Source organism: Glutamicibacter uratoxydans (assembly GCF_006539925.1).
Classification (GTDB): Bacteria; Actinomycetota; Actinomycetes; order Actinomycetales; family Micrococcaceae; genus Glutamicibacter; species Glutamicibacter uratoxydans.
In genome coordinates, this window is sequence record NZ_BJNY01000001.1 from 73,099 (window position 1) to 93,163 (window position 20,065).

The following is a 20,065-nucleotide window of genomic DNA, read 5'->3' on the forward strand; positions in this document are numbered from 1 at the left end:
TTCAACGCGGCCGGGCCAGTGCCTTAACTGGCCGGCGCCTTAGCTGCCGCCCAGCTGGTCCAAGCCCACCACGCTGGTGCAGTATTCCTGCAGGGTGTCCACATCATGCGAGGCAACCAGCACCGCAGCCCCCTGCTCGGCGCGGCGACAGAGGGTGGAGAAGATCATCTTGGTGGTTTCGTAGTCCAACTGGGCGGTGGGCTCGTCGGCGATGACCACCAGCGGATCGGTGATCAGCGTCCGTGCCATCAGCGCACGCTGCAGCTGGCCGTCGGACACCTCGTCCGGTTTTCGGCCCAGCAGCCGCGGATCCAGCTCGGCCTGTGCGCAGGCGGTCGCCAGCTGGCGGCTGAAGCGCTTCGGCCGCGGACGCAGGCTGCCCTGGGCGAAGGACAGCGGCGCGGTGATGGTCGCAGCCAAGGTCAACCGGGGATCCGCGTAGGCCCTGGGGCTCTGGGGCAGGTAGCCGATGGTCAAGGCGCCGCGCTCAGCGGCCGCATCAACCTGCACCTCGCCGCTCACTGGGATGGTCAATCCTGCGGCAATGGACAGCAGGGTTGATTTGCCTGCTCCCGAGGGGGCGGCCAGTCCCAGCATCTGGCCCGAGAGGACTTCCAGGCTGACGTTGTGCAGGACGTTGCCTGCAGCATCGCCATAGTTGTGGGTGATATTCCGCAGTGCTAGGCCCATGACTCAGCCTCCTGGAACAGTTCTTTCTCCACCGCTGGGACTTCCATGCCGCCGCCTGCAACGAGTTTGCCGTCCTTGAGGCAAACCGCCTCGGCGGCAAACCGGGCGCCGAGCTGCGGATCATGGGTGGTCATCACGATGGTGCGGCCGTCCGCTGCCAGATCCTGAAGTATTCCGATCACCAGGTCCCTGGTCTCATGGTCCAGGGCGCTGGTCGGTTCATCAAGCAGAATCGCCGGCGCCTGCGAGATGAGCGCCAGGGCCAGTACCACGCGTTGGGCCTGACCACCGGAGAGCTCATGCGGGTAGCTTCCGAGCAGCTGCGCATCCAGGCCGACCTGGTTCAAGGCCTCGGCCAAGACCTGGAAGCTGCGCTCCCGGCGATTCCGGCGCAGCTCCTGCTTGAGCATGCTGTTCACCGTCTTCACCGGGTTCAGCGCGGTAGCGGCCGAGCTGGGCACGAACACCAGGTTGCGGCCGCGCAGTCGGGCAAGCTGTCGTGGGGGCACCGGCTTGCCGTCTACAAATATATTGCCGTTACTGTGCAGGGTGTCGGGAAGCAGGCCCGCCAGCGATTTGAGCAGCAGGCTCTTGCCTGCCCCTGATTCGCCCATGACCACGGTGATCTTCCCCGGGGCCGCGCTGAAATGCAGGTCGTGCAGCAGCTGCACTGTATTTCCTGAGGCGTCGAGCTTGCAGACGTTCAGCCCTTGGGCTGCCAACGCGGCCTCGGGGTGATCTTTGGTGATCGAGTCAGGGCCTGCCATAGTGCTGGATTTCGAACGCCCAAGCTTCCCGGCCCTTCGGGACTTTGGCGGCTGGCTGTGAGCGAAGACCGCCACCGACCAGCTGACCAACACCAGTAGCGCCGCCGGGAAGACCAGCAGCCACCAAGCGCCCAGCAGGATTCCTGCGCGGGCATCTTCCAGCAGCAGCCCCAGGGAAGCCGACTGTGGAGGCAGGCCCACGCCCAGGAAGGACAGCGCCGATTCATGCCAGATGGCATGCGGCAGCTGCAGGACCAGGGCGATGCCAGCCTGCGGGATGACCGCTGGAATCAAATGAGTAAACCAGATCGAGGGGGCCGAGGCGCCGGAGGCCTTGGCGAGCTTGACGTAGCCGCCTTCACGTTCGGCGACCAGCCGGGAGCGGATGATGCGGGCCACCTGCGTCCAGTGCGTGAGCGCGATCGAAAGCACGATGGCCCAGCCCATGCCCGGCCACAGCGCCAGCACCACCACACCGAGCAGCAGGTGCGGCACCGCGTTCAGGGCGTCCACCGAGCGCATGATGATCCTGTCCACCAGACCGCCGAAGCTTGCCGCCAGCATGCCGCCTGCCACGCCGAGCACGGTGGAGAAGAACGTGGCTGCAGCCGCCAGCAGCAGCGACATCCGCAGCGCCTGGGCGCCGCGGGTGAACACGTCGCGGCCCAGCTGGTCGGTGCCGAAGAAATGCTCGGCCGAGGGCGGCTGGTAGACGGAGCCCAGGTCCACCTGGTGCACCCCGGCAGGGTTCAGCGCCGGGACGAACAGCGCGTAGGCGGCGGCCAGCAGCAGAAGCAGCACCGGCAGGGTGCGGCGCGAATCGAGTTTCTTAAACATCTTTCACCCGGGGATCGATCAGCAGGTAGCAGGCATCGGCCAGCGCATTGCCGGCGAACACGGCCAGGCAGGAGGCCATGGTGACAGCCGCCAGCAGCGGGAAATCTCCCGCCTTGGCGGCCTCTACCGTGGCGGAGGCAATCCCGGGCCAGGAGAACACCGACTCGATCAGCAGCGCACCGGTCACCAGCTCGCCCAGGCGGGAGCCGATGACCGTGACAAAGGGAAGCAGAGCCAGCGGCAGCACCTCGCGGACCATGATCTGTGCCTCGCCGGCGCCGCGGCCGCGGGCTGCCAGCACCGCGTCGGATTCCAAGGCCTCGAAGATCGATGCCCGCAGGTTCAGCACCAGCCAGGGGATCAGGGTGAATGCCAGCACGCAGGCAGGCAGCACCAGATGCCAGGCGATGGAGGCGGCGGTGGGGCTGTGCCCGGGCGCGGCAACACCGGAGGCCGGCATGCCAAGGCGCAGGGCGAACACCGCCACGGCAACCAGTGCCAGCACAAAGGGCGGCAGTGACTGGGCCAGTTGGGCCAGCAGCGTGGTCGCCTTGTCCGCCAGGCCGCCGGGCCTCCTGCCGGAGGCGATGGCCAGGGCGATGGACAGGAGAATGGCGATGGCCAGCCCGCACCCTGCCAGCAGCAGGGTGTAGGGAAGCCGTTCGGCCATCACCTGCGTGACGGGCCGCGCGTAGAGGATAGAGGTGCCCCAGTCGCCCTGCAGCGCCCCGGTCAGCCAGTGCGTCCAGGTGGCGAACCAGCCCTGGTCCAGCCCCAGCTGGCCTGCGAGCTCGGCCCGCTGCTCCAGGCTCAGCTGCTGGTAGCGCGAGCCGACGTAGGCGGCCAGCGGGTTGAAGGGAGCAATGGAGGCCAGCGCGAAGACCACCGCGGTGATGGCGAGGGTGACAGGCACGCCCAGCAGCATGCGCCGCCCGAGCAGCCTGCCGGCGGCCTTCCAGCGCGGTGCCCTGCGCACGGCGTCCGGGGCGGTCAGGCTCACTGGACCTTGGTCCAGTCGCCGATCTTGACCCATGGGCCCCAGGCAGTGCCGTGGTCATGCGGTTCAAGCAGCATGCCGCTGGTGTTCCAGTGCTCGTGCACGCTGCTTGACTGGACATAGGTATGGTCGATGAACGCGATCAGCAGCATCGAGGGCTGCTGGATGTACAGGTCCTGGACCTTTTGGTAGGCCTTGTTGCGTTCTGCCTGATCGGTGCTGACCCGTCCGGCGTGCAGCGCCTGGTCCATCTGGGTGCTGGCGTACTGGCTCGGGTTGTCCCAGTAGGAACCGGCCCCCGGGTAAGAGGAGTGCAGCATCTTGTACAGCTGGGTGTCCACATCGTACGGGGTGTCACCGCCGCCGAGCATGATCGCATCAGTGTCGACGCGCGGCTCAGCCTGGTCGAAGGTCGCCGCCTCCACCGTGGTTTTCACGCCCAGGGCTTCAAGCTGGGCCGAGAGCGCCACCGACAGGTCGCGGCGCAGCGTGTCCCCGGGGTTGTACATGATCGCGAAGCTTGCGCTCTTGCCGTCCTTGGTCCGCTGGCCGCTGCCATCCAGCTTCCAGCCGGCCTCGTCCAGCAGCGCCTTGGCCTGCTCGACGTCGTAGTCGAACGCCGCCGCCGGCTGGTACGCATCGCCGTACTGCGGCGGCACAAAGCTATAGGCGGGGCGTCCGGAACCTGCCAGCACGGCGTCGATCATCGCCTGCCGGTCGATACCCAGGTTCAGCGCCAGCCGCACCTTCGGGTCGCTGGTGAAGGGGTTGTCCGCCGGCAGGGAGATGCCGCGCCAGTCGGCCGAGGTGGCTTTCAGCACCTCAAAGCCCGGCTTGTCGCCAAAGCTGTCGGCCAGCTTGGGCGGCAGCACGGTGCCGGTGTAGCCGCCGCCTGCCAGGGCCTGGGCGCGGGCGTTGTCATCGGCCGACTGCTCGTAGACCACCCGGGCGACATCGGGGGCGCCGCCGGCGTAGTGTTCATTGGCTGCCAGCACCAGCTGCGTCGGTTCGTAGCTCTGGACGGTGTACGGCCCGGTGCCCACCGGATGCTGGTTGAGCACCGAGTCACTGACCTTTTGGCCGGGCACAATCAGTTCGGAGGGAGCGATGCCGATCAGCAGCAGGGTTTTGAAGGATGTCTGCGGCTCCGTAAGCTCGAACTTCACCGTGTGCTCATCAATCTGGGATACCGACTTCAGATTTTCCAGGGTCGCGGCGATGGGGGAGACGGTCTTTGGATCCATGATTGCCCGGTAGCTGGCCACCACGTCCGCGGCGTCGAAGCTGCTGCCGTCGGTGAAGGTAATGTCCTTGCGTAGCGAGACCGTCCAGGTGCGCCCGTCCTTCGAAATCTGCGGTTCGGCGGCGGCCAGCAGCGGCGTAATTTCAGGCAGGTCCTGCGCGTCGCCGGAAAGGGTGAACAGCGACTCGTTGATCTTTCCTGTGCCGTTCATATCGAAACCAGCCAGAGGGTTTAGGGTTTCCGGCAATGCCGGGGTTAATAGCACCACATCGTCTTGTGCTTGGCCGTTCACATTTGCTTGGCAGGCCGAGGTTGCAAGTACGATGGGAAGCACGACGAATGTTGCAGTGCGTCGTACTATTTTGTTCATTAATGGTCCTTCAATTGGGGTTTGAGCTGTGAGAGGCGTCATCCCAACAGTACATCTGTCTGACCAGACAGATGAAATTGATGAAGAGCTGTTGACAAGAGTGACCGTGCCCTGATTCTGGAGGCTGACATGGCGGAGGCTGAACGCCAAGAGATCGCTGCCAATGCGGTTTCTGCTGTGCGCAAGAAGATTCCCGAGTGGATCGACGTGTTCTCGTTGTGCGCCGATGAAACACGGATGAAGATCCTTGTGGCCCTCCACGCCGCGCCGAATTCTTCGGTGAGCCAGATCGCGCAGGCCACCGGCCTCGCGCCAAATACCGTCTCCCAGGCATTGGCCACGCTGCACAAGTCCGACGTGGTCCAGGTGGAACAAGACGGGCGGTTCCGCCGCTGGCGCTTGGAGCACCCGGAAGTGCACCGCTTATTGCATCAAGTTGATGCGCCTCACTCTGCACTGCACCCGGACCACCACTAGCATTCAATTTCGTCGAGATGAAGCTCGGCGGGCCGGATGGGATAACTGTCCGAAGCAGGGGATATATTCTCCAGCATGAGCAACAACCAGTCATCGCGGCCGGTCGAAGCAGCAAATTTTGAGGACCGATACACACCAACTTTGTGGGACTACCTCAAAGCGAACTACAAGCTGGTGCTAATAGGGCTCGGCCTGCTGATTGCCGGGGCTGTTATTGGACGCATGTTTCCTCCATTTGTGCTCGATTCTGACTTCTGGCGAGACTTTTTCACCGGGCCACCCATCGCGGGTCTTTTTGCGGTCATCGCGGCTTTCGTTGCTTTTTCCACCGCACGGTCAGGTAATAGGACAGCGCGAAAACATGCCGAAGAGGAAGAATGGTGGAATCGAGCCGAATGGGGCATCGGCCTAGCCTTATCGAAAGAAGAACAAGAAAAATTGGTCGGGCTCAAAGCGATTTCAGTGTTGCTGGATGGCGCTGATAAGCGCGAGGATGCATTGATTCGTGAAGTCGCCGAGGAAATTCTCCTGCACAACACGGCCGTGGACAACTCGACGCAAAAAGACGAGAATTTACTTAATCGACCACAGGACGGTGAAGACCATGGCCAAGAGCACTGAGAACGCATCGGGTGCCTCCCCGTTTGCCGTCAAGTCCGTCAAGGTTCAACGCGCTGCTGAAAGCGTACTGCGTAAATACGAAGCAAAGTACGATCGGCCCAAAAGCTTCAAGGACAAAAACCTCAGCTGGGTAAAGACACCAAGAGCTGGCAGAAAGTCTGCATAGGATCACGAAAGCCCTCCTCACAATGGGAAGAGGGCTTTCTTTCATTCGAACTATGGATCAGCACACGAGCAGTGCACTTTATTGCTTGCAGGCACCCAAAGCGGCGTTTTCCTCTCGAAGAGAATCTGGCACCAATCAGGGAAGTGTGCGGGCCTGCTCGACGAGTTATTCAAAGATGCCTTGTCGTCTTGCCGGATCCAGTTGCTACAGCGCTCCGCCACTCTGCTTTAACCTCGTGCACCATTCGGCATAGCCACTAGTATGCCTGCCGTTGGCATAATCGACTATTGCTTTTAGCGTTCGCGCACCACGCGGCTTTCATCCCAGACTGGTTCGGCCGACTCGTAGACCTTGCCATCCGAGCCGAAGACTAGGAAGCGGTCAAAGCCGCGGGCAAACCAGCGGTCGTGCGTGACAGCCAGGACGGTTCCTTCGAATGCATCGATGGCACGCTCCAGCGCCTCGCCCGAATGCAGATCGAGGTTATCGGTCGGCTCGTCAAGCAGCAGTAGTGTGGCGCCGGAGAGCTGCAGCAGCAGGATCTGGAAGCGCGCCTGCTGGCCGCCGGAGAGCGAGTCAAATTTCTGCTCGGATTGTGCCGCCAGTCCGTAGCTGTCCAGCGCACCGGCCGCGGCCTCGCGGGGAAGGCCCGAACGGTGTTCGTCGCCTCGGTGCAGGATGTCAAGCAGCGTACGGCCAAACAGATCCGGGCGCGAATGAGTCTGCGCAAAGTAGCCTGGGCGGATGCGTGCGCCGAGCTTGACGCTGCCTTCATGTGGCACCGGCTCTATCACTACATCGGAAACCGGCAGATGCTCCTTGTCCGGGTCGCTGCCGCCGGAAGCGAGCAGGCGCAGGAAGTGCGACTTGCCCGAGCCGTTGGAACCCAGCACGCCGACGCGGTCGCCGAACCATACTTCTGTTGAGAACGGCTTCATGAGACCGGTGAGCTCAAGCTTTTCAGCAACGATGGCTCGCTTGGCGGTGCGCCCGCCTTTCAGGCGCATGGTCACGTTCTGCTCCAGCGGGATGGCCTGGGGAGGGCCGGCTTCCAGGAACTTTTCAAGGCGCGTCGTCGCCGCCTGGTAGCGGTTGGCCATATCGGAGCGGAACGCCGCCTTGGTCTTGTACATGTTCACCAGCTCTTTGAGCTTTGCATGTTCTTCGTCCCAGCGCTTGCGCAGCTCTTCGAAGCGCTCATTGCGCTCCTTGCGCGCCTCGACATAGGAACCGAATGCGCCGCCGTGCACCCAAGCGGTAGCTCCGCCGTGGCCCGGTTCAAGCGTCACGATGCGGGTTGCGGCATTGTTCAGCAACTCGCGGTCGTGGCTGATGAACAGCACGGTCTTGGACGAGCGCGTCATGGTTTCCTCAAGCCAGCGCTTGCCCGGAACATCCAAGTAGTTATCCGGCTCGTCGAGCAGCAGCAGTTCGTCGTTGCCCTCGAACAATGCCTCCAGCACCAGGCGCTTCTGCTCGCCGCCGGAGAGCGTGCGGGCCAGGCGGTCGCCAGCCTTGTCGAACTCCACGCCAAGAGCCGCCATGCAGACCTTGTCCCAGGTGGTTTCCAGCTCGTAGCCTCCTGCGTCGCCCCATTCGATGATGGCTTCCGCATAGCGCATGTGGACCTTCTCATCCTCGCTGGTCAGCATCTGCGCTTCGTACTTCGCCACCTTGGCCGCGGCGGCCGCAAGCTGGGGCGCGGCGGTGGACAGCAAGAGATCCTTCACCGTCGAATCATCGCGCACCTGGCCGACGAACTGGCGCATGATGCCCATGGTGCCGGTGCGGTTGATCGAGCCTTCGTCGGCCTTCAGATCTCCGGCGATGATCTTGAACAGGGTTGTCTTGCCAGTGCCGTTTGGTCCGATCAATGCAGTCTTGGACCCGGCGGTGACCTTGAAGGTCACTCCGCCAAGCAGCTGCGTGCCGTCGGAAAGGAAATATTGGATGTCGGTAACGTCAATGTGTGCCACCACGTCATCCTATCGGTGCGGTGCAAATCCGCGCAGTTCTCTGCTGGCTGGCAACGGTGCCCGACGAAGAACTGCTCATCTCCTTGTTGCTTCAAGTTCACCAGCCGGCAGGAATAGTTTGTGACAGTTGCTAGGTCGTCTCAAGCACATTGCACGCTACTTCTAGGGGACCAATATCGTGTTACACACCGCGAAGAAATCAGCGGGAATCCTGGCCGCGGCCATCATGGCAGGCTCGGCCGGGTTGATTCCGGCGGCCGCTGCGCCGCCGGCGAGCACCGAGTCCGGCCAGTACTTCGAACGCACCGCAACCTATCCGGTGTATCAAAACCATCCGCAGGGCGAGTCTGCGGTGAGCGCCGCCGAAATCTCCACCGTCTCCGCCGACGGCAAGACCTTGGTTTATACCGATGCGCTGGCCCGCCAGGTCGGGTTTGTGGATATTTCCGATGCTGCGCACCCAAAAGGTCTTGGCAGCCTGCCGCTGCACCAGCTGGGCAGCGCCGAGGATGAGCCGACCAGCGTGGTCGCCTTCGGCGAGTATGTTTTCGTGGTGGTCAATACCTCGGAAAGCTATTCCAATCCTTCGGGGCGCGTGGATGTGGTGCGCATTGCCGACCGCAGCCTGGTGCGCAGCATCAAGCTGTCGGGACAGCCCGATTCCATTGCGCTGTCGCCGGATGGAAAGTACGCGGCGATAGCCATCGAAAACGAACGCGACGAGGATGCAGGAGACGGCGGCCTGCCGCAGGCTCCTGCCGGTGCGGTGGCAATTCTGGATCTGATCGGCAAGACCCCCGCCGATTGGTCCCTGCGCGAGGTGCCGCTGACCGGCGGCACGGCGGCCAAGCCTGTGGCGCTTGATGTATTGAAGAAGGCTGGACTCGACACCCCCGAAGATCCAGAGCCTGAGTATGTTGCGATCAACGCAAAAAACCAAGTGGCGGTAACCCTCCAGGAGAATAATGGCGTCGTGGTCATCGACCTGCCTTCGGGCAGGATCAAGAAGGCCTTCAGCACCGGCAGCGTCGACCTTGACGGCGTTGATACGAAGGACGACGGGAAGCTGAACCCCACAGGGTCGCTGCGCGGCGTGCCGCGCGAGCCGGATGCCATCGCATGGATCCAGGACAAGTACCTTGCCACCGCCAATGAGGGGGACTGGAAGGGCGGCAGCCGCGGCTTCACGGTCTTCAACGCCAACTCCGGCAAGCCGGTATGGGATGCGGGAAGCAGCCTGGAGCAGATGGCGCTGTCCCAGGGGTTGTTCCCTGAAAAGCGCGCCGGCAAGAAGGGTATTGAGCCTGAAGGCCTGGCGGTGGCGAAGTTCAACGGGGTCGACTATGCGTTTGTCGCCGCCGAACGCGGCAACTTCGTCGCGGTGTACGACATGGGCAACCCCAAGCAGCCCAAGTATCTCCAGACGCTGCCGACCACCAATGGGCCGGAGGGTGTGCTCCCGATCCCGCAGCGCAACCTGCTGGCGGTCTCCTCGGAGACCGACGAGGCGGAGAACGGCGTGCGCTCCTCGATCAACCTGTTCGCCTTCGGTGCGGACAATCCGCAGTTCCCTACGCTGTCCGCGCGTGGCGACAAGCTGGTTCCGTTTGGGGCCTTGAGCGGGCTGAGCCCGGATCTGGATCATCCGGAGAAGCTCTTCGCCGTCAGCGACAGCGCCTATGAGCCAATGATCTACTCCATCGATGCGGCCAGCGGAACTGTTGAGCAGTCCATGCCCGTCACCGACCAGGGCAAGGCCGCAGAGCTTGACCTTGAGGGGATCTCGCATCGCGAGGACGGCGGCTTCTGGGCTGTGAGCGAAGGCAAGAAGGGCCCGGAGAACAAGTTGGTACGGATCGACGGCGCTGGCGCCGTGCAGCAGGAAGTAGCGCTGCCTGCTGAGATCGCCGGCAAGCTGGGCAAGCAGGGGCTTGAAGGAGTGGCCAGCTACGGCAGCTGCGCGTCGGAAGAAGTGGTGTTCACCCTGCAGCGCGAAGCCGAGTGCGAGGACTTCGTGCGCATCGGCAAATACCTGCCGGCCAGCGGTGAATTCAACTGGTACGGCTACCGGCTTGAAGCTCCTGCCAATGAGCAGACATGGAATGGGCTGTCGGAGATCACCAGGTTGTCGGACGGCTCCTTCGCGGTGATTGAACGCGACAATGCGGTGGGCGAGCACGCGCAGCTCAAGGCGGTCTACCAGTTCCGGCTTCCCGAGGCGTCCTCGAAGCGGGTGCAGATGCTTGAGAAGACGCTGGCCGCAGATGTGCTGCCGGTGCTTGAGCAGGGCCATGGCCGCACGCAGGAGAAGCTGGAGGGGCTTGCCGTGGCCGGCAACTCGCAGGTCTATGTGGTCACCGACAATGACGGCGTCGACGATGCCACCGGAGAGACGGTCTTCTCCGCGCTCGGTGCAGAGTCCGAGGTCTTCACCCTCGGCGGCCAGAACGCCGTGCCCACCGATGAAGCTGAGGAATCCAGCGCATCGGCGTCGCCGAAGGCTGAGGCGTCCTTCTCTGCCGAGCCGGCCGCCCAGATACGGCCGCAGCGGTCGGGCGAGTCGGATCCAGCTGCCCAGGCAGAAAGCGCAACCGAGGCTGTCGGCCTTGCCGATACCGGCGTGAACAGCCTGTGGCTGCTGCCGGTGGGTCTGCTGGTCGCGGCGCTTGGCGCAGCCGCCGCGGTCAAATCCAAGCGCGCCAGCAAGGGCTGACCCGAAGAGGCAGATTCAACTCAACTTCAACTCAACGGCGGCAGCTGGTCTTTGGACTGGCTGCCGCCAGCTCTTGCTAGGATCGCGACTATGAAGATCAACGTGCACATTGCTGCGTGGGAATACGGCTGCTGCGGCGAAGACCTATGGCTCGGAAAACGGGTTTCTTGGCCGATAGCGCTGGTGCGCGAAGATGAATCCCAGATACTCATCCAAGACAATCATGACCAGTGTTCCGAGCACGGGGCAGACGTCGTTGCGATGACGGGAACGGTGGAAAAGATCCGTGTGCTGCACAAGCAGCACGGAGCCGAAGTGTGGACTGAGCTGGATCAGCTGAAGCAGAGCATGGACTTTGACGGCGACGAATTGGACGTTGAGTTGCAGGTGCCCGACGGGCAGCGGATTCCCGCGTCGTTCAGCTGGTCTGAGGTTGACTATGAGGCCCGCGCTCAAGAGTCCCAACGAATTGACGATGCCTACCGCAAGGCTGAGGAAGCATTCATCGGCACCGAGCTGCACGGACGGCTCATGGCGCTGGGACGAGATGCCTCCGACCTTCTAGGTCCCCAGATGCAGGCCCGCGCAGATCATCTGGGAGGGCTGTCCATTTCCGGGCCGGGAAGCAATGGAACCTGTTGGCGGATCGGGGTTGCCGGCGGAATCGACCAAGATGTTGAAGACATTGTGCTGTTGGAGGTCGGCAGCCAGGAGTGGGAGCTGAAGCTCAGTGGCGCAGCCGTTGACCAGCTGGCGGGAGTGGTGGACGCCCTGGCCGCGCAGCGAACCCGCCGCCGAACGCAGGACACTCCGCCGGATCAAATTCTTGATGACGACGGAGTGCTCTGGGTCTAGGTAATAGCTAGTTGTACTTGTAGAAGCCCTCGCCGGTGGCCTGTCCCAGTTTGCCCTTGTCGATGTATTCGGTCTTCAGCAGCTGCGCGAACTTCTTGTTCGTCTCGTCTCCCATGGAAGAGATGTTGTAGGCGGTGTTCAGGCCCACGATGTCATAGATTTCGAAGGGGCCCTTCGGTGCGCCGGTGGCGATTTTCCAGGTCTTGTCGATGGTCGGGGCATCTGCCACGCCGTTGACCAGCAAGCCGCTGGCCGCCTGCAGGAAGGGCACCAGCAGGGAATTCAGCACGTAGCCGGGCTGTTCCTTGAGCACGCGGATTGCCACCAGTCCGGTGCGCTCGGCGAAATCCACCACCGCTTCATAAGCTTCCTCGCCGGTCTGGGCGGTGCCCATGACTTCGCCGGTGTTGTTCTTCCACACCTCGTTGGCATAGTGCAGGGCCAAGAACTTGTCCGGACGTCCGGTATGCGGGGCGATCATCGAAGGCAGTAGCGTCGAAGAATTCGTCGCAAACACCGAGTGTGCAGGTGCCACCTTGGCCAGCCGCTCGTAGGTGTCCTGCTTGATGGCCAGCGCTTCGGGAACTGCTTCGATGACCAGATCGGCGTCTTTGACAGCGTCGGCCAAATCGGAGGAGAGGCGGATGGAATCGCGGGCCGCCTGTGCCTTGGTGCGGTCCCCGCCGTCGAAGAAGTCTGCATAGCGTTGGACCAGCAGGTCAAGGCGCTGCGCGGCCGCGGCCAGCGCTTCGTCGCTGATGTCATAGCCGACCACTGGCAGCCCGTGATACGCGGTTTGGAAGATGATCTGCGAGCCCAGGATGCCGGTGCCGAGGACTGTGGTGTTGTTCAAGTTCATGATGTCGCTCTTTCCTGCCGGCACATGTCGGCATATCCCGAAGGCCGCGGCCGCGCCGCGGACCATGCTTGTTACTATCTAGTAATAAGAGTCTGCTCCTGGTTGCTCGCGGATGCAATGAACTGTGAGCAGGGGAACTTTGTCCTCCGCTTTTGCCCGACCCGTTAAGCAGGAGGAGGGAACACCATGGCGGTGTTCCCTCCTCGAGCTGATTCAGCTGCCGCTGTAGAACTTAGGCGCTCTTCTTCTTGGCTACCGCTGCGGCGACTGCGGCAGCGATCAGGGAGAAGATCACGAAGTTGCGGAACTTGTGCGACTTCTTAGGCGCCAGGGACTTCTGCGCATTCTTCACTGCGCTCTGCACCGATGAACGGGTGCGCTTGGCCGCCTTGGACTTGCCGGTGACGCCCTCGATCAGGCTGGCTCCAGCGTTGCCGATGGCCTCGGCATTCACGCCGGAAATTGCGGAGTTCCAACCTTCGCGAAGCTCTGCAGGCAGCTCTTCCTTGGCAGACTTGGCCAGCTTGGCTAGTGACTTCTCAACTTCTTTGAAGCTCTTGCTAGTCTTCGACATTTCTTCCTCTCGGTTTCCCGCATCCATGATTAGAACGCTGTGGGGTCACAATTCCACCCTATCCACCATGATGACCGCGCTCAAGCACGACTCGGGAGGCTCGGAGCGAACTTTCAGCACTTGCTGGGCAGGAGCTTAGCCCTCAGCGTCCGGCTAGCCAGCGCAGCCGGGTGCGCAGCGCGCTGACCAGGCACAGCAGCAACAGCAGGGTGGCGATCGTGGCGACCGAGGCGAACAGGGGAGAAGCAACCTGCCAGGTGATGCGGTCAATGGTGATCCAGAAAACCACCCACAGTGCGCCGGCGTTGATATAGATCCCCATTGCCTGCTTGAACGTGGCCACGCACAGCACCAGGCAGGCGATCAGCAGAATGAATGCGGTGACGCCCTTGAACATGAGCCGGTGCGGGTCAAAGCCCAGCACGGCAATCCAGGTCACCGCCTCGGCCAGCACAATGATCCCCAGCCAGCCGGTGAACAGCCCGAAGCTGGCCCGGGTAATCCAGCGGTCCATGTTGTTGTGCAGCGTGGCCCTGCCGATCATCACGTCGATCAGGACCAGCACCGCAAGGAGCAGCAGAGCACACACGAGGCTCGGGCCGATGCGGTCGCGCTGCAGCAGCTGCAGCCAGAGGGCATTGAGCACCACGACGAGCAGCACCCAAGGCCGCAGCCTGCCGTGCACGTCGGTATGCCTTGCGGTGGGCGTGCATTGCCACAGCGCATAGAGCGCCAGGCCCAGCATGAGCCCGAACCACGGCAGCTGGCCGGCCACCGGGATGGACATGACCGTCGCATCGCGTTCCAGCAGCCCCTGGGCGGTGGGGCCCAGATGCGAACCGCGCATGATTCCAGTGCCGAAAACAGCCCATCCGAGGCCCGCGAAAACCACCAAGGCATAGAGAATCGACACTAGTGGCGTCACATTTTGATGCGCCTTGGCCATGAGATCCCTTTACGTGAGCGGTGCTGACGATTCTGAACCTACCACGCGCTGTGAGCTAAAGCTTGTCGGCGCGTCGCAGGCGATAAGCTGGATGGATGAAGCAAACAGCACATTGGGTCCGCAACGCCATCTCTCTACTGGACGCGGATGCCAACCGCAGCGCCGACACCCACCTGCACCGCTTCGAACTGCCCAAGAGCTGGGGGATCGAACTGTACCTGAAGGACGAGTCGGTGCATCCCACCGGTTCGCTCAAGCACCGGCTGGCGCGTTCGCTGATTCTCTACGGCCTGGTCAATGGAAAGATCGTCGAGGGCACCACGCTGGTCGAGGCGTCCAGCGGCTCCACCGCGGTGTCGGAAGCCTACTTTGCCCGCATGCTGGGACTTGAATTCATTGCCGTCGTTCCAAAGTCGACCAGCACCGAGAAGATCGAGCTCATCGAGTTCTATGGCGGACACTGCCACCTGGTCGACGAGGCCGGACAGGTCAACCAGGCGGCGCGAAACCTGGCCGCGGAGCGCAACGGCTACTACCTCGACCAGTTCACCTTTGCCGAACGCGCCACCGACTGGCGCGGGAACAACAACATCGCCGAATCCGTGTTCGCCCAGATGAGCGCCGAACGCTACCCGATCCCCAGCTGGATCGTCGTGGGCGCCGGTACCGGCGGCACCAGCGCCACCTTCGGACGCTTCGTGCGCTACAAGCAGCACGACACCCAGGTAGCAATCGCCGATCCGGAAGGATCCTCCTTCTATGAAGGATGGCGCACCGGCAACATGGACTACGCCACCGGCAAGGGTTCGCGCATCGAGGGCATCGGCCGCCCCACGGTGGAGCCCTCCTTCGTGCCTGGCGTGATCGACCACATGATCCAGGTCCCGGACGCCGGATCGCTGGCGGCCATGAGGCTGCTGCGCGCCAAGACCCGCTACTATGCCGGCGGCTCCACCGGCACCAACCTCTATGCGGCCTTTGAAATCATCGCCGGCATGCTGGCCCGCGGCGAGAAGGGCAGCATCGTCACTCTGATCTGCGACTCCGGCGAGCGCTACGCCAACACCTATTACAACGACGCGTGGCTTGAGGCCCAAGGTCTGGATCTCGCCCCGCATACCGCGGCGCTGGAAAAGTTCCTGGCCGAGGGCGTCTGGGTGCCCGCTGCCAAGTAGGGGCCCGGATTTCCCAAGCAGGGACTTTGACGGCTGGTTGCAGTGCCGTGCCGAGGCTGGATGACAGCCCGGCGCGGCACATGCATTTAATCGGACCGCTAGGATCTGTGCAGCGTGGGCATCAGGCCTGTGGTCTTCTTGCGCTGGTGGACCGAGAAGTAGGAGAGCCCCTGTTCCCCAGCGGTGAAGCGGCGGCGCGAGCGCGCCGGCAGGTAGATGATGTCGCCCGGTTCCAGAAGGATCTGCCCTTCTTCGGTGTGCAGGGTGCCTGCGCCGGCGAAGACGTGCAGCAGCACGTCGAGGTCTGCTCCGACGTGTTCGCCAATCTCACTGCCGGCCGCCAAATGGATCACATTGGCGTCCAGGTCCCGCTGCTCGGGTTCAAGGCGCCACTGCGCGCCGTTGCCGGTGGCGGCGGCCAGCACTCCGGTGTTCGCCATTTTTGCTGGATACTGCTGCGGCTGGTTCAATGTTCCTCCTGGAATCGGAATGCTGCCTGATCATCTACGAATTTATCCCAGTGCCGGGCGCCGGGCCGCGTCGTAGGATGGATTTATGACCGATCAGCATCCTTCCGCAGCACTGCACGCCCAAACCCAGGCGGACTTCGCCGCCAACCTTGCCTCCGTCCGCGCCCGCATCGCCGCGGCGGAAGCCGCCGCCGGCCGCGAGCCGGGAAGCGTGCGCCTGCTGCCGGTAACCAAGACGGTGCCTTCGGAAAGACTGCGCCTTGCCATTGCCGCCGGCGTGGACTGGCTGGGGGAGAACAAGGTCCAGGAGGCCGCACAGAAGTCCGAGGAGCTGGCTGACATTCCGGGGCTGAAATATTCGGTGATCGGCCACCTGCAGACCAACAAGGCCAAGTACGTGGCCCGCTTCGCCGACGAGTTCCAGGCGCTGGATAATCTGCGCCAGGCCGAGGCGCTGCAGCGCCGGCTGGAGATCGAGGACCGCACGCTGGATGTCTTCGTGCAGGTCAACACCTCGGGGGAAGAATCGAAGTTCGGCATGCCGCCGGAAGCCGCCGCCCAGTTCGCAGCCCAGCTGCCCGCCTACGACCGGCTGAACGTGAAGGGGCTGATGACCCTTGCGATCTTCTCCAGCGACCACGATGCGGTGCGCCGCTGCTTCCGCAAGCTGCGCATGGTGCGCGATGCGGTGCGCGAACAGGACGAACGCATCGCAGAATTGTCCATGGGCATGAGCGGGGACTTCGAGCTGGCCATTGCAGAAGGCGCCACCGTGGTGCGCGTGGGCCAGGGGATCTTCGGCGCCCGCGCCCTGCCGGACTCGCACTACTGGCCCGGGTTCGCGCAGTGAGCCAAGCGGTGCAAAGTGAGAATTCCGCCACGCTGGTTGATCTGATAGAACACGTAGCCAGCGGAGAATAAGCCAAGTAGTCTGACAAGTGTTACAGCCACCGTTATTTCAGGAGACGCCTTGCCTAACGTTGCAGAACACATTATTGACCAGCTCGATGTCCAAGGAGTCCGCCGCATCTACGGCGTCCCGGGCGACTCGCTCAACGGCTTGACCGACGCGCTGCGTGAAAACGGAAACATCGAATGGGTGCACCACCGGCATGAGGAGGGCGCGGCCTTCGCGGCCGCGGCCGAGGCGGAGATCACCGGAGAGCTTGCCGTGTGCGTGGGCTCCTGCGGCCCGGGCAACCTGCACCTGATCAACGGGCTCTACGACGCCAACCGCTCGCGCGTCCCAGTCCTTGCCATCGCCGCGCACATCCCCACCGAGGAAATCGGCTCGAACTACTTCCAGGAGACCCACCCGGTAGAGGTCTTCCGCGGCTGCTCGGTCTACGCCGAGCAGGTCTCGGACCCCAAGCAGATGCCGCGCCTGCTGCGCATTGCGATGCGCGAAGCCATTGAGAAGCGCGGCGTCGCGGTGCTGGTCATCTCCGGCGACGTGGCCCTGGCGGACATGGCGCGGACGCAGGCTCAGGCCATCGTCAAGGCAAACCCGCGGATCCTGCCCAGCGAGGCGGAGCTGGACCGGGTCGCCGAGGTCCTCGAAGGCTCCAGCAAGGTCACCATCCTCGCTGGCGCCGGCGTGGCAGGGGCCCACGACGAGGTCGTTGCGCTGGCCGACAAGCTGGCGGCCCCGATCGTGCACGCCCTGCGCGGCAAGGAGCACATCGAGTACGACAACCCCTTCGACGTGGGCATGACCGGCCTGCTGGGCTTCGCCTCCGGCGCCAAGGCCATCGACGAATGCGAAGTCCTGCTGATGCTGGGCACTGACTTCCCCTACCAGCAGTTCTACCCGCAGCAGGCGACCATCATCCAGGTGGACATCCGCGGCGAGCAGATCGGCAAGCGCACCAGGGTGGACATCCCGCTGGTGGGCACCGTCAAGGACACCGCCGCCGCGCTGGTCGAGATGCTGCCCACCCAGACCAAGCGCAAGCACCTTGAGAACGCGCTGGAGCACTACCGCAAGACCCGCACCAAGCTCGACGAGCTGGCCACACCGTCCCGCGACGGTGCAGCCATCCACCCGCAGTACCTGGCGCGGCTGATCGACGAGGCCGCCGATGAGGACACCATCTTCACCGCAGATGTGGGCTCCCCGGTGATCTGGGCCGCCCGCTATCTGACCATGACCGGCAAGCGGCGGGTGCTGGGGTCCTTCAACCACGGCTCCATGGCCAACGCCCTGTGCCACGCGCTGGGCGCCCAGGCTGTCGACCGCAAGCGCCAGGTCGTGGCCTTCGCCGGCGACGGCGGGTTGACCATGATGCTCGGCGAGCTGCTGACCGCCACCCAGAACAAGCTGCCGGTCAAGGTGGTGGTCTTCAACAACTCCTCGCTGAACTTCGTTGAGCTGGAAATGAAGGCCGCCGGCTTCGTCACCTACGCCACGGACCTGCAGAACCCTGACTTCGGCGCGGTGGCCACCGCCTCCGGGCTCAAGGGCTACCGTGTGACCAATGCATCACAGCTGCCGGACACCATCAAGGAGTTCCTGGCCCACGACGGACCAGCGGTCCTGGACGTCGTCACCGACCGCCAGGAGCTGTCCATGCCGCCGGCCATCAAGCTGGAGCAGGCCAAGGGCTTTGCGCTCTACGCCATCCGCACCGTACTCTCCGGGCGCGGCGACGAGCTGCTGGATCTGGCCAAAACCAACTGGCGCCAGATGTTCTAGGGATAAATTGCCTATGCTTAATGCTGGCGCCGTGCCAACGGCGCCAGCATTGGCTTTTAACTTTCAGAAAGAGGCGTAGAGGCTTTGACTTCGCAAGCTGCCGCGGCACACGCGGCGACCACCGAAGATTTCTCCCATAATCTGGCTGCTGTGCGTCAGCGAATCAATGCTGCCGCGGCTTCGGTGGGCCGCGATCCGTCGACCGTGCGCCTGCTTCCGGTGACCAAGACCATTCCTGCAGAACGCCTGCGCCTGGCGATTGCCGCGGGAGTCGACACGCTGGGGGAGAACAAGGTCCAAGAAGCCCTGGCCAAGCACGAAGAGTTCAAGGCCGACTACCCGCACCTTCGCTACGCCGTGATCGGCCCGCTGCAGACCAACAAGGCCAAGTTCGTTGCCCAGTTCGCCGACGAGTTCCACGCGCTGGACTCGCTGAAGCTGGCCGAAACCCTGCAGCGCCGACTCGAAGCAGAAGACCGCCGATTGGAAGTCTTCATCCAGGTCAATACCTCGGGGGAGGAATCCAAATCGGGCATCCAGGCCTCAGAAGCCGCCGCGCTGCTTGAAGCCATTGAGCCGCTGGACCGGCTGATTCCGGTCGGGCTGATGACCATGGCTGCCAACACCACCGACGAGGCGAGCATCCGCGCAAGCTTCCGCCTGCTGCGCGGCACACTGGAGGAGCTGCAGGCCGCGGGAGCGCCGGCGCAGTTCACCCAGCTGTCGATGGGCATGAGCGGCGACTTCGAGCTTGCCATTCAGGAAGGCGCCACGGTGGTGCGTGTGGGCCAGGGTATCTTCGGCGCGCGGCAATACCCAACTACCGCCTAGAAGCCGCTCGGCGGGGCTCTCCGTGCCCTGGGCGCGCCTTCGCAGCTCAGAGGGACCGGTACCAGATAGGCGCCAAGCCCCAAGTTCCGCTTGTACACAGTTTGCGCAGGACGAGCCCTAAATGTCGGTTGCTCGGCGGACACTACCTGTAGGCACAGGTAGTGTCCGCGGCACAAGTTGAAGGGCGCAAAACACACCGACGAACATCTCACAAAACTATTTTTAAACCCGGTGCACAATCGGCAAAGCTGTGGACAAACACGGCTCCTCCGCGAGAAATCGCGGTTTAAACGAGGTCGAATATCCACAGTTCCTGTGGACTGGCCGGTGCATGAATGAGATACTGGTAATACATCATGTAGTGGTTGCTTGACCGGGCAAGCACAAGATGTAGTATTGAACCCGACGGCGCGACCAACGCCGAAAACACCTCAAGAAGCATTTTTGAGGCATCCGAAAGGACGGTTCTCCCCGCGGCGAAAGCTGCGGGTCGATGAACTGAAACAAGGACTTTTTAAAGGGGATCAGGGACTATGTCCATCACGGTTTACACGAAGCCTTCCTGCGTACAGTGCAACGCAACCTACCGCGCGTTGGACAAGAAGGGTGTCGAGTACAACAAGGTCGACATCTCGCAGGATGCAGCTGCGCTGGAGCACGTGCGTGGCCTGGGCTACATGCAGGCACCCGTTGTGGTCACCGACAATGATCACTGGTCGGGATTCCGCCCAGACAAGATCGCACTGCTGGCCCCAGCCAACTAATCAAGCGTTAAAAAATAGATTCAATTCCCTCGCTTTGTA

19 protein-coding genes are annotated in these 20,065 nt (G+C 63.0%); 10 read left to right on the forward strand and 9 right to left on the reverse strand.

Annotated features, from left to right (window positions below):
- Positions 1-39: 39 nt before the first annotated feature.
- From AUR04nite_RS00495 to AUR04nite_RS00510, 4 genes are read right to left on the reverse strand one after another with little or no spacing between them, the layout of a single operon-like run.
- Positions 40-690 carry an ATP-binding cassette domain-containing protein gene (locus tag AUR04nite_RS00495; RefSeq protein ID WP_141360858.1) on the reverse strand — a complete coding sequence of 217 codons (651 nt, stop codon included), beginning with the start codon at positions 688-690 and terminating at the stop codon, positions 40-42.
- Positions 681-2,294, reverse strand: coding sequence for an ATP-binding cassette domain-containing protein (locus AUR04nite_RS00500; protein WP_141360860.1), 1,614 nt, complete (start codon positions 2,292-2,294; stop codon positions 681-683). The genes AUR04nite_RS00495 and AUR04nite_RS00500 overlap by 10 nt, the downstream gene beginning before the upstream one ends.
- Entirely contained in the window at positions 2,287-3,294 is a 1,008-nt protein-coding gene (locus AUR04nite_RS00505; RefSeq protein ID WP_246055237.1) for an ABC transporter permease, read from the reverse strand. The genes AUR04nite_RS00500 and AUR04nite_RS00505 overlap by 8 nt, the downstream gene beginning before the upstream one ends.
- Complete coding sequence (locus tag AUR04nite_RS00510) at positions 3,291-4,904, reverse strand: ABC transporter substrate-binding protein (RefSeq protein ID WP_141360865.1); 1,614 nt, start codon at positions 4,902-4,904, stop codon at positions 3,291-3,293. Before AUR04nite_RS00510 ends, AUR04nite_RS00505 begins: the two co-directional genes overlap by 4 nt.
- Positions 4,905-5,033: 129 nt before the next feature.
- Between AUR04nite_RS00510 and AUR04nite_RS00515 the strand changes: the two genes are divergently transcribed.
- The 3 genes from AUR04nite_RS00515 to AUR04nite_RS00525 all read left to right on the forward strand — a co-directional run bounded on the left by AUR04nite_RS00515 (position 5,034) and on the right by AUR04nite_RS00525 (position 6,168).
- Entirely contained in the window at positions 5,034-5,381 is a 348-nt protein-coding gene (locus tag AUR04nite_RS00515) for an ArsR/SmtB family transcription factor (protein WP_141360867.1), read from the forward strand.
- Between the two features lie 75 nt (positions 5,382-5,456).
- A complete protein-coding gene (locus tag AUR04nite_RS00520) occupies positions 5,457-6,002 on the forward strand; it encodes a hypothetical protein (protein ID WP_141360869.1) in 546 nt (181 codons plus the stop codon).
- Complete coding sequence (locus tag AUR04nite_RS00525; RefSeq protein WP_141360871.1) at positions 5,986-6,168, forward strand: hypothetical protein; 183 nt, start codon at positions 5,986-5,988, stop codon at positions 6,166-6,168. The genes AUR04nite_RS00520 and AUR04nite_RS00525 overlap by 17 nt, the downstream gene beginning before the upstream one ends.
- A 293-nt stretch (positions 6,169-6,461) precedes the next feature.
- On the opposite strand, the gene AUR04nite_RS00530 is transcribed toward AUR04nite_RS00525, so the two are convergent.
- Positions 6,462-8,144: an ABC-F family ATP-binding cassette domain-containing protein gene (locus AUR04nite_RS00530; RefSeq protein ID WP_141360873.1), complete on the reverse strand. Its 1,683-nt coding sequence runs from the start codon at positions 8,142-8,144 to the stop codon at positions 6,462-6,464.
- Between the two features lie 178 nt (positions 8,145-8,322).
- On the opposite strand from AUR04nite_RS00530, the gene AUR04nite_RS00535 reads away from it, so the two are divergent.
- Both AUR04nite_RS00535 and AUR04nite_RS00540 read left to right on the forward strand, forming a co-directional pair.
- Complete coding sequence (locus AUR04nite_RS00535) at positions 8,323-10,857, forward strand: esterase-like activity of phytase family protein (protein WP_246055239.1); 2,535 nt, start codon at positions 8,323-8,325, stop codon at positions 10,855-10,857.
- Positions 10,858-10,947: 90 nt separating this feature from the next.
- The gene (locus AUR04nite_RS00540; protein WP_141360875.1) at positions 10,948-11,712 is read left to right on the forward strand and encodes a DUF6578 domain-containing protein; all 765 of its coding nucleotides are present in this window, start codon (positions 10,948-10,950) and stop codon (positions 11,710-11,712) included.
- 7 nt (positions 11,713-11,719) lie between these two features.
- Here the strand turns inward: AUR04nite_RS00540 and AUR04nite_RS00545 are convergent, their stop codons facing one another.
- The 3 genes from AUR04nite_RS00545 to AUR04nite_RS00555 form a co-directional block, all read right to left on the reverse strand.
- Positions 11,720-12,571 carry a 3-hydroxyacyl-CoA dehydrogenase gene (locus AUR04nite_RS00545; protein WP_141360877.1) on the reverse strand — a complete coding sequence of 284 codons (852 nt, stop codon included), beginning with the start codon at positions 12,569-12,571 and terminating at the stop codon, positions 11,720-11,722.
- Positions 12,572-12,803: 232 nt separating this feature from the next.
- Complete coding sequence (locus tag AUR04nite_RS00550; protein ID WP_141360879.1) at positions 12,804-13,145, reverse strand: hypothetical protein; 342 nt, start codon at positions 13,143-13,145, stop codon at positions 12,804-12,806.
- 142 nt (positions 13,146-13,287) lie between these two features.
- Positions 13,288-14,070, reverse strand: a complete 783-nt coding sequence (locus tag AUR04nite_RS00555) for a hypothetical protein (protein ID WP_141360881.1) — start codon at positions 14,068-14,070, stop codon at positions 13,288-13,290.
- A 116-nt stretch (positions 14,071-14,186) separates the two neighbouring features.
- Between AUR04nite_RS00555 and AUR04nite_RS00560 the strand changes: the two genes are divergently transcribed.
- Positions 14,187-15,266, forward strand: coding sequence for a PLP-dependent cysteine synthase family protein (locus AUR04nite_RS00560; protein WP_141360883.1), 1,080 nt, complete (start codon positions 14,187-14,189; stop codon positions 15,264-15,266).
- A 98-nt stretch (positions 15,267-15,364) separates the two neighbouring features.
- Here the strand turns inward: AUR04nite_RS00560 and AUR04nite_RS00565 are convergent, their stop codons facing one another.
- Positions 15,365-15,736 carry a cupin domain-containing protein gene (locus AUR04nite_RS00565; RefSeq protein ID WP_246055240.1) on the reverse strand — a complete coding sequence of 124 codons (372 nt, stop codon included), beginning with the start codon at positions 15,734-15,736 and terminating at the stop codon, positions 15,365-15,367.
- Between the two features lie 85 nt (positions 15,737-15,821).
- Between AUR04nite_RS00565 and AUR04nite_RS00570 the strand changes: the two genes are divergently transcribed.
- From AUR04nite_RS00570 to nrdH, 4 genes are all read left to right on the forward strand, one after another.
- Positions 15,822-16,586 carry a YggS family pyridoxal phosphate-dependent enzyme gene (locus tag AUR04nite_RS00570; RefSeq protein ID WP_141360885.1) on the forward strand — a complete coding sequence of 255 codons (765 nt, stop codon included), beginning with the start codon at positions 15,822-15,824 and terminating at the stop codon, positions 16,584-16,586.
- Positions 16,587-16,706: 120 nt separating this feature from the next.
- A complete protein-coding gene (gene poxB / locus AUR04nite_RS00575) occupies positions 16,707-18,431 on the forward strand; it encodes a ubiquinone-dependent pyruvate dehydrogenase (RefSeq protein WP_141360887.1) in 1,725 nt (574 codons plus the stop codon).
- Positions 18,432-18,515: 84 nt separating this feature from the next.
- Positions 18,516-19,262, forward strand: a complete 747-nt coding sequence (locus AUR04nite_RS00580; RefSeq protein ID WP_141360889.1) for a YggS family pyridoxal phosphate-dependent enzyme — start codon at positions 18,516-18,518, stop codon at positions 19,260-19,262.
- Between the two features lie 533 nt (positions 19,263-19,795).
- Positions 19,796-20,026: a glutaredoxin-like protein NrdH gene (nrdH, locus tag AUR04nite_RS00585; RefSeq protein WP_141360891.1), complete on the forward strand. Its 231-nt coding sequence runs from the start codon at positions 19,796-19,798 to the stop codon at positions 20,024-20,026.
- Positions 20,027-20,065 lie beyond the last annotated feature (39 nt).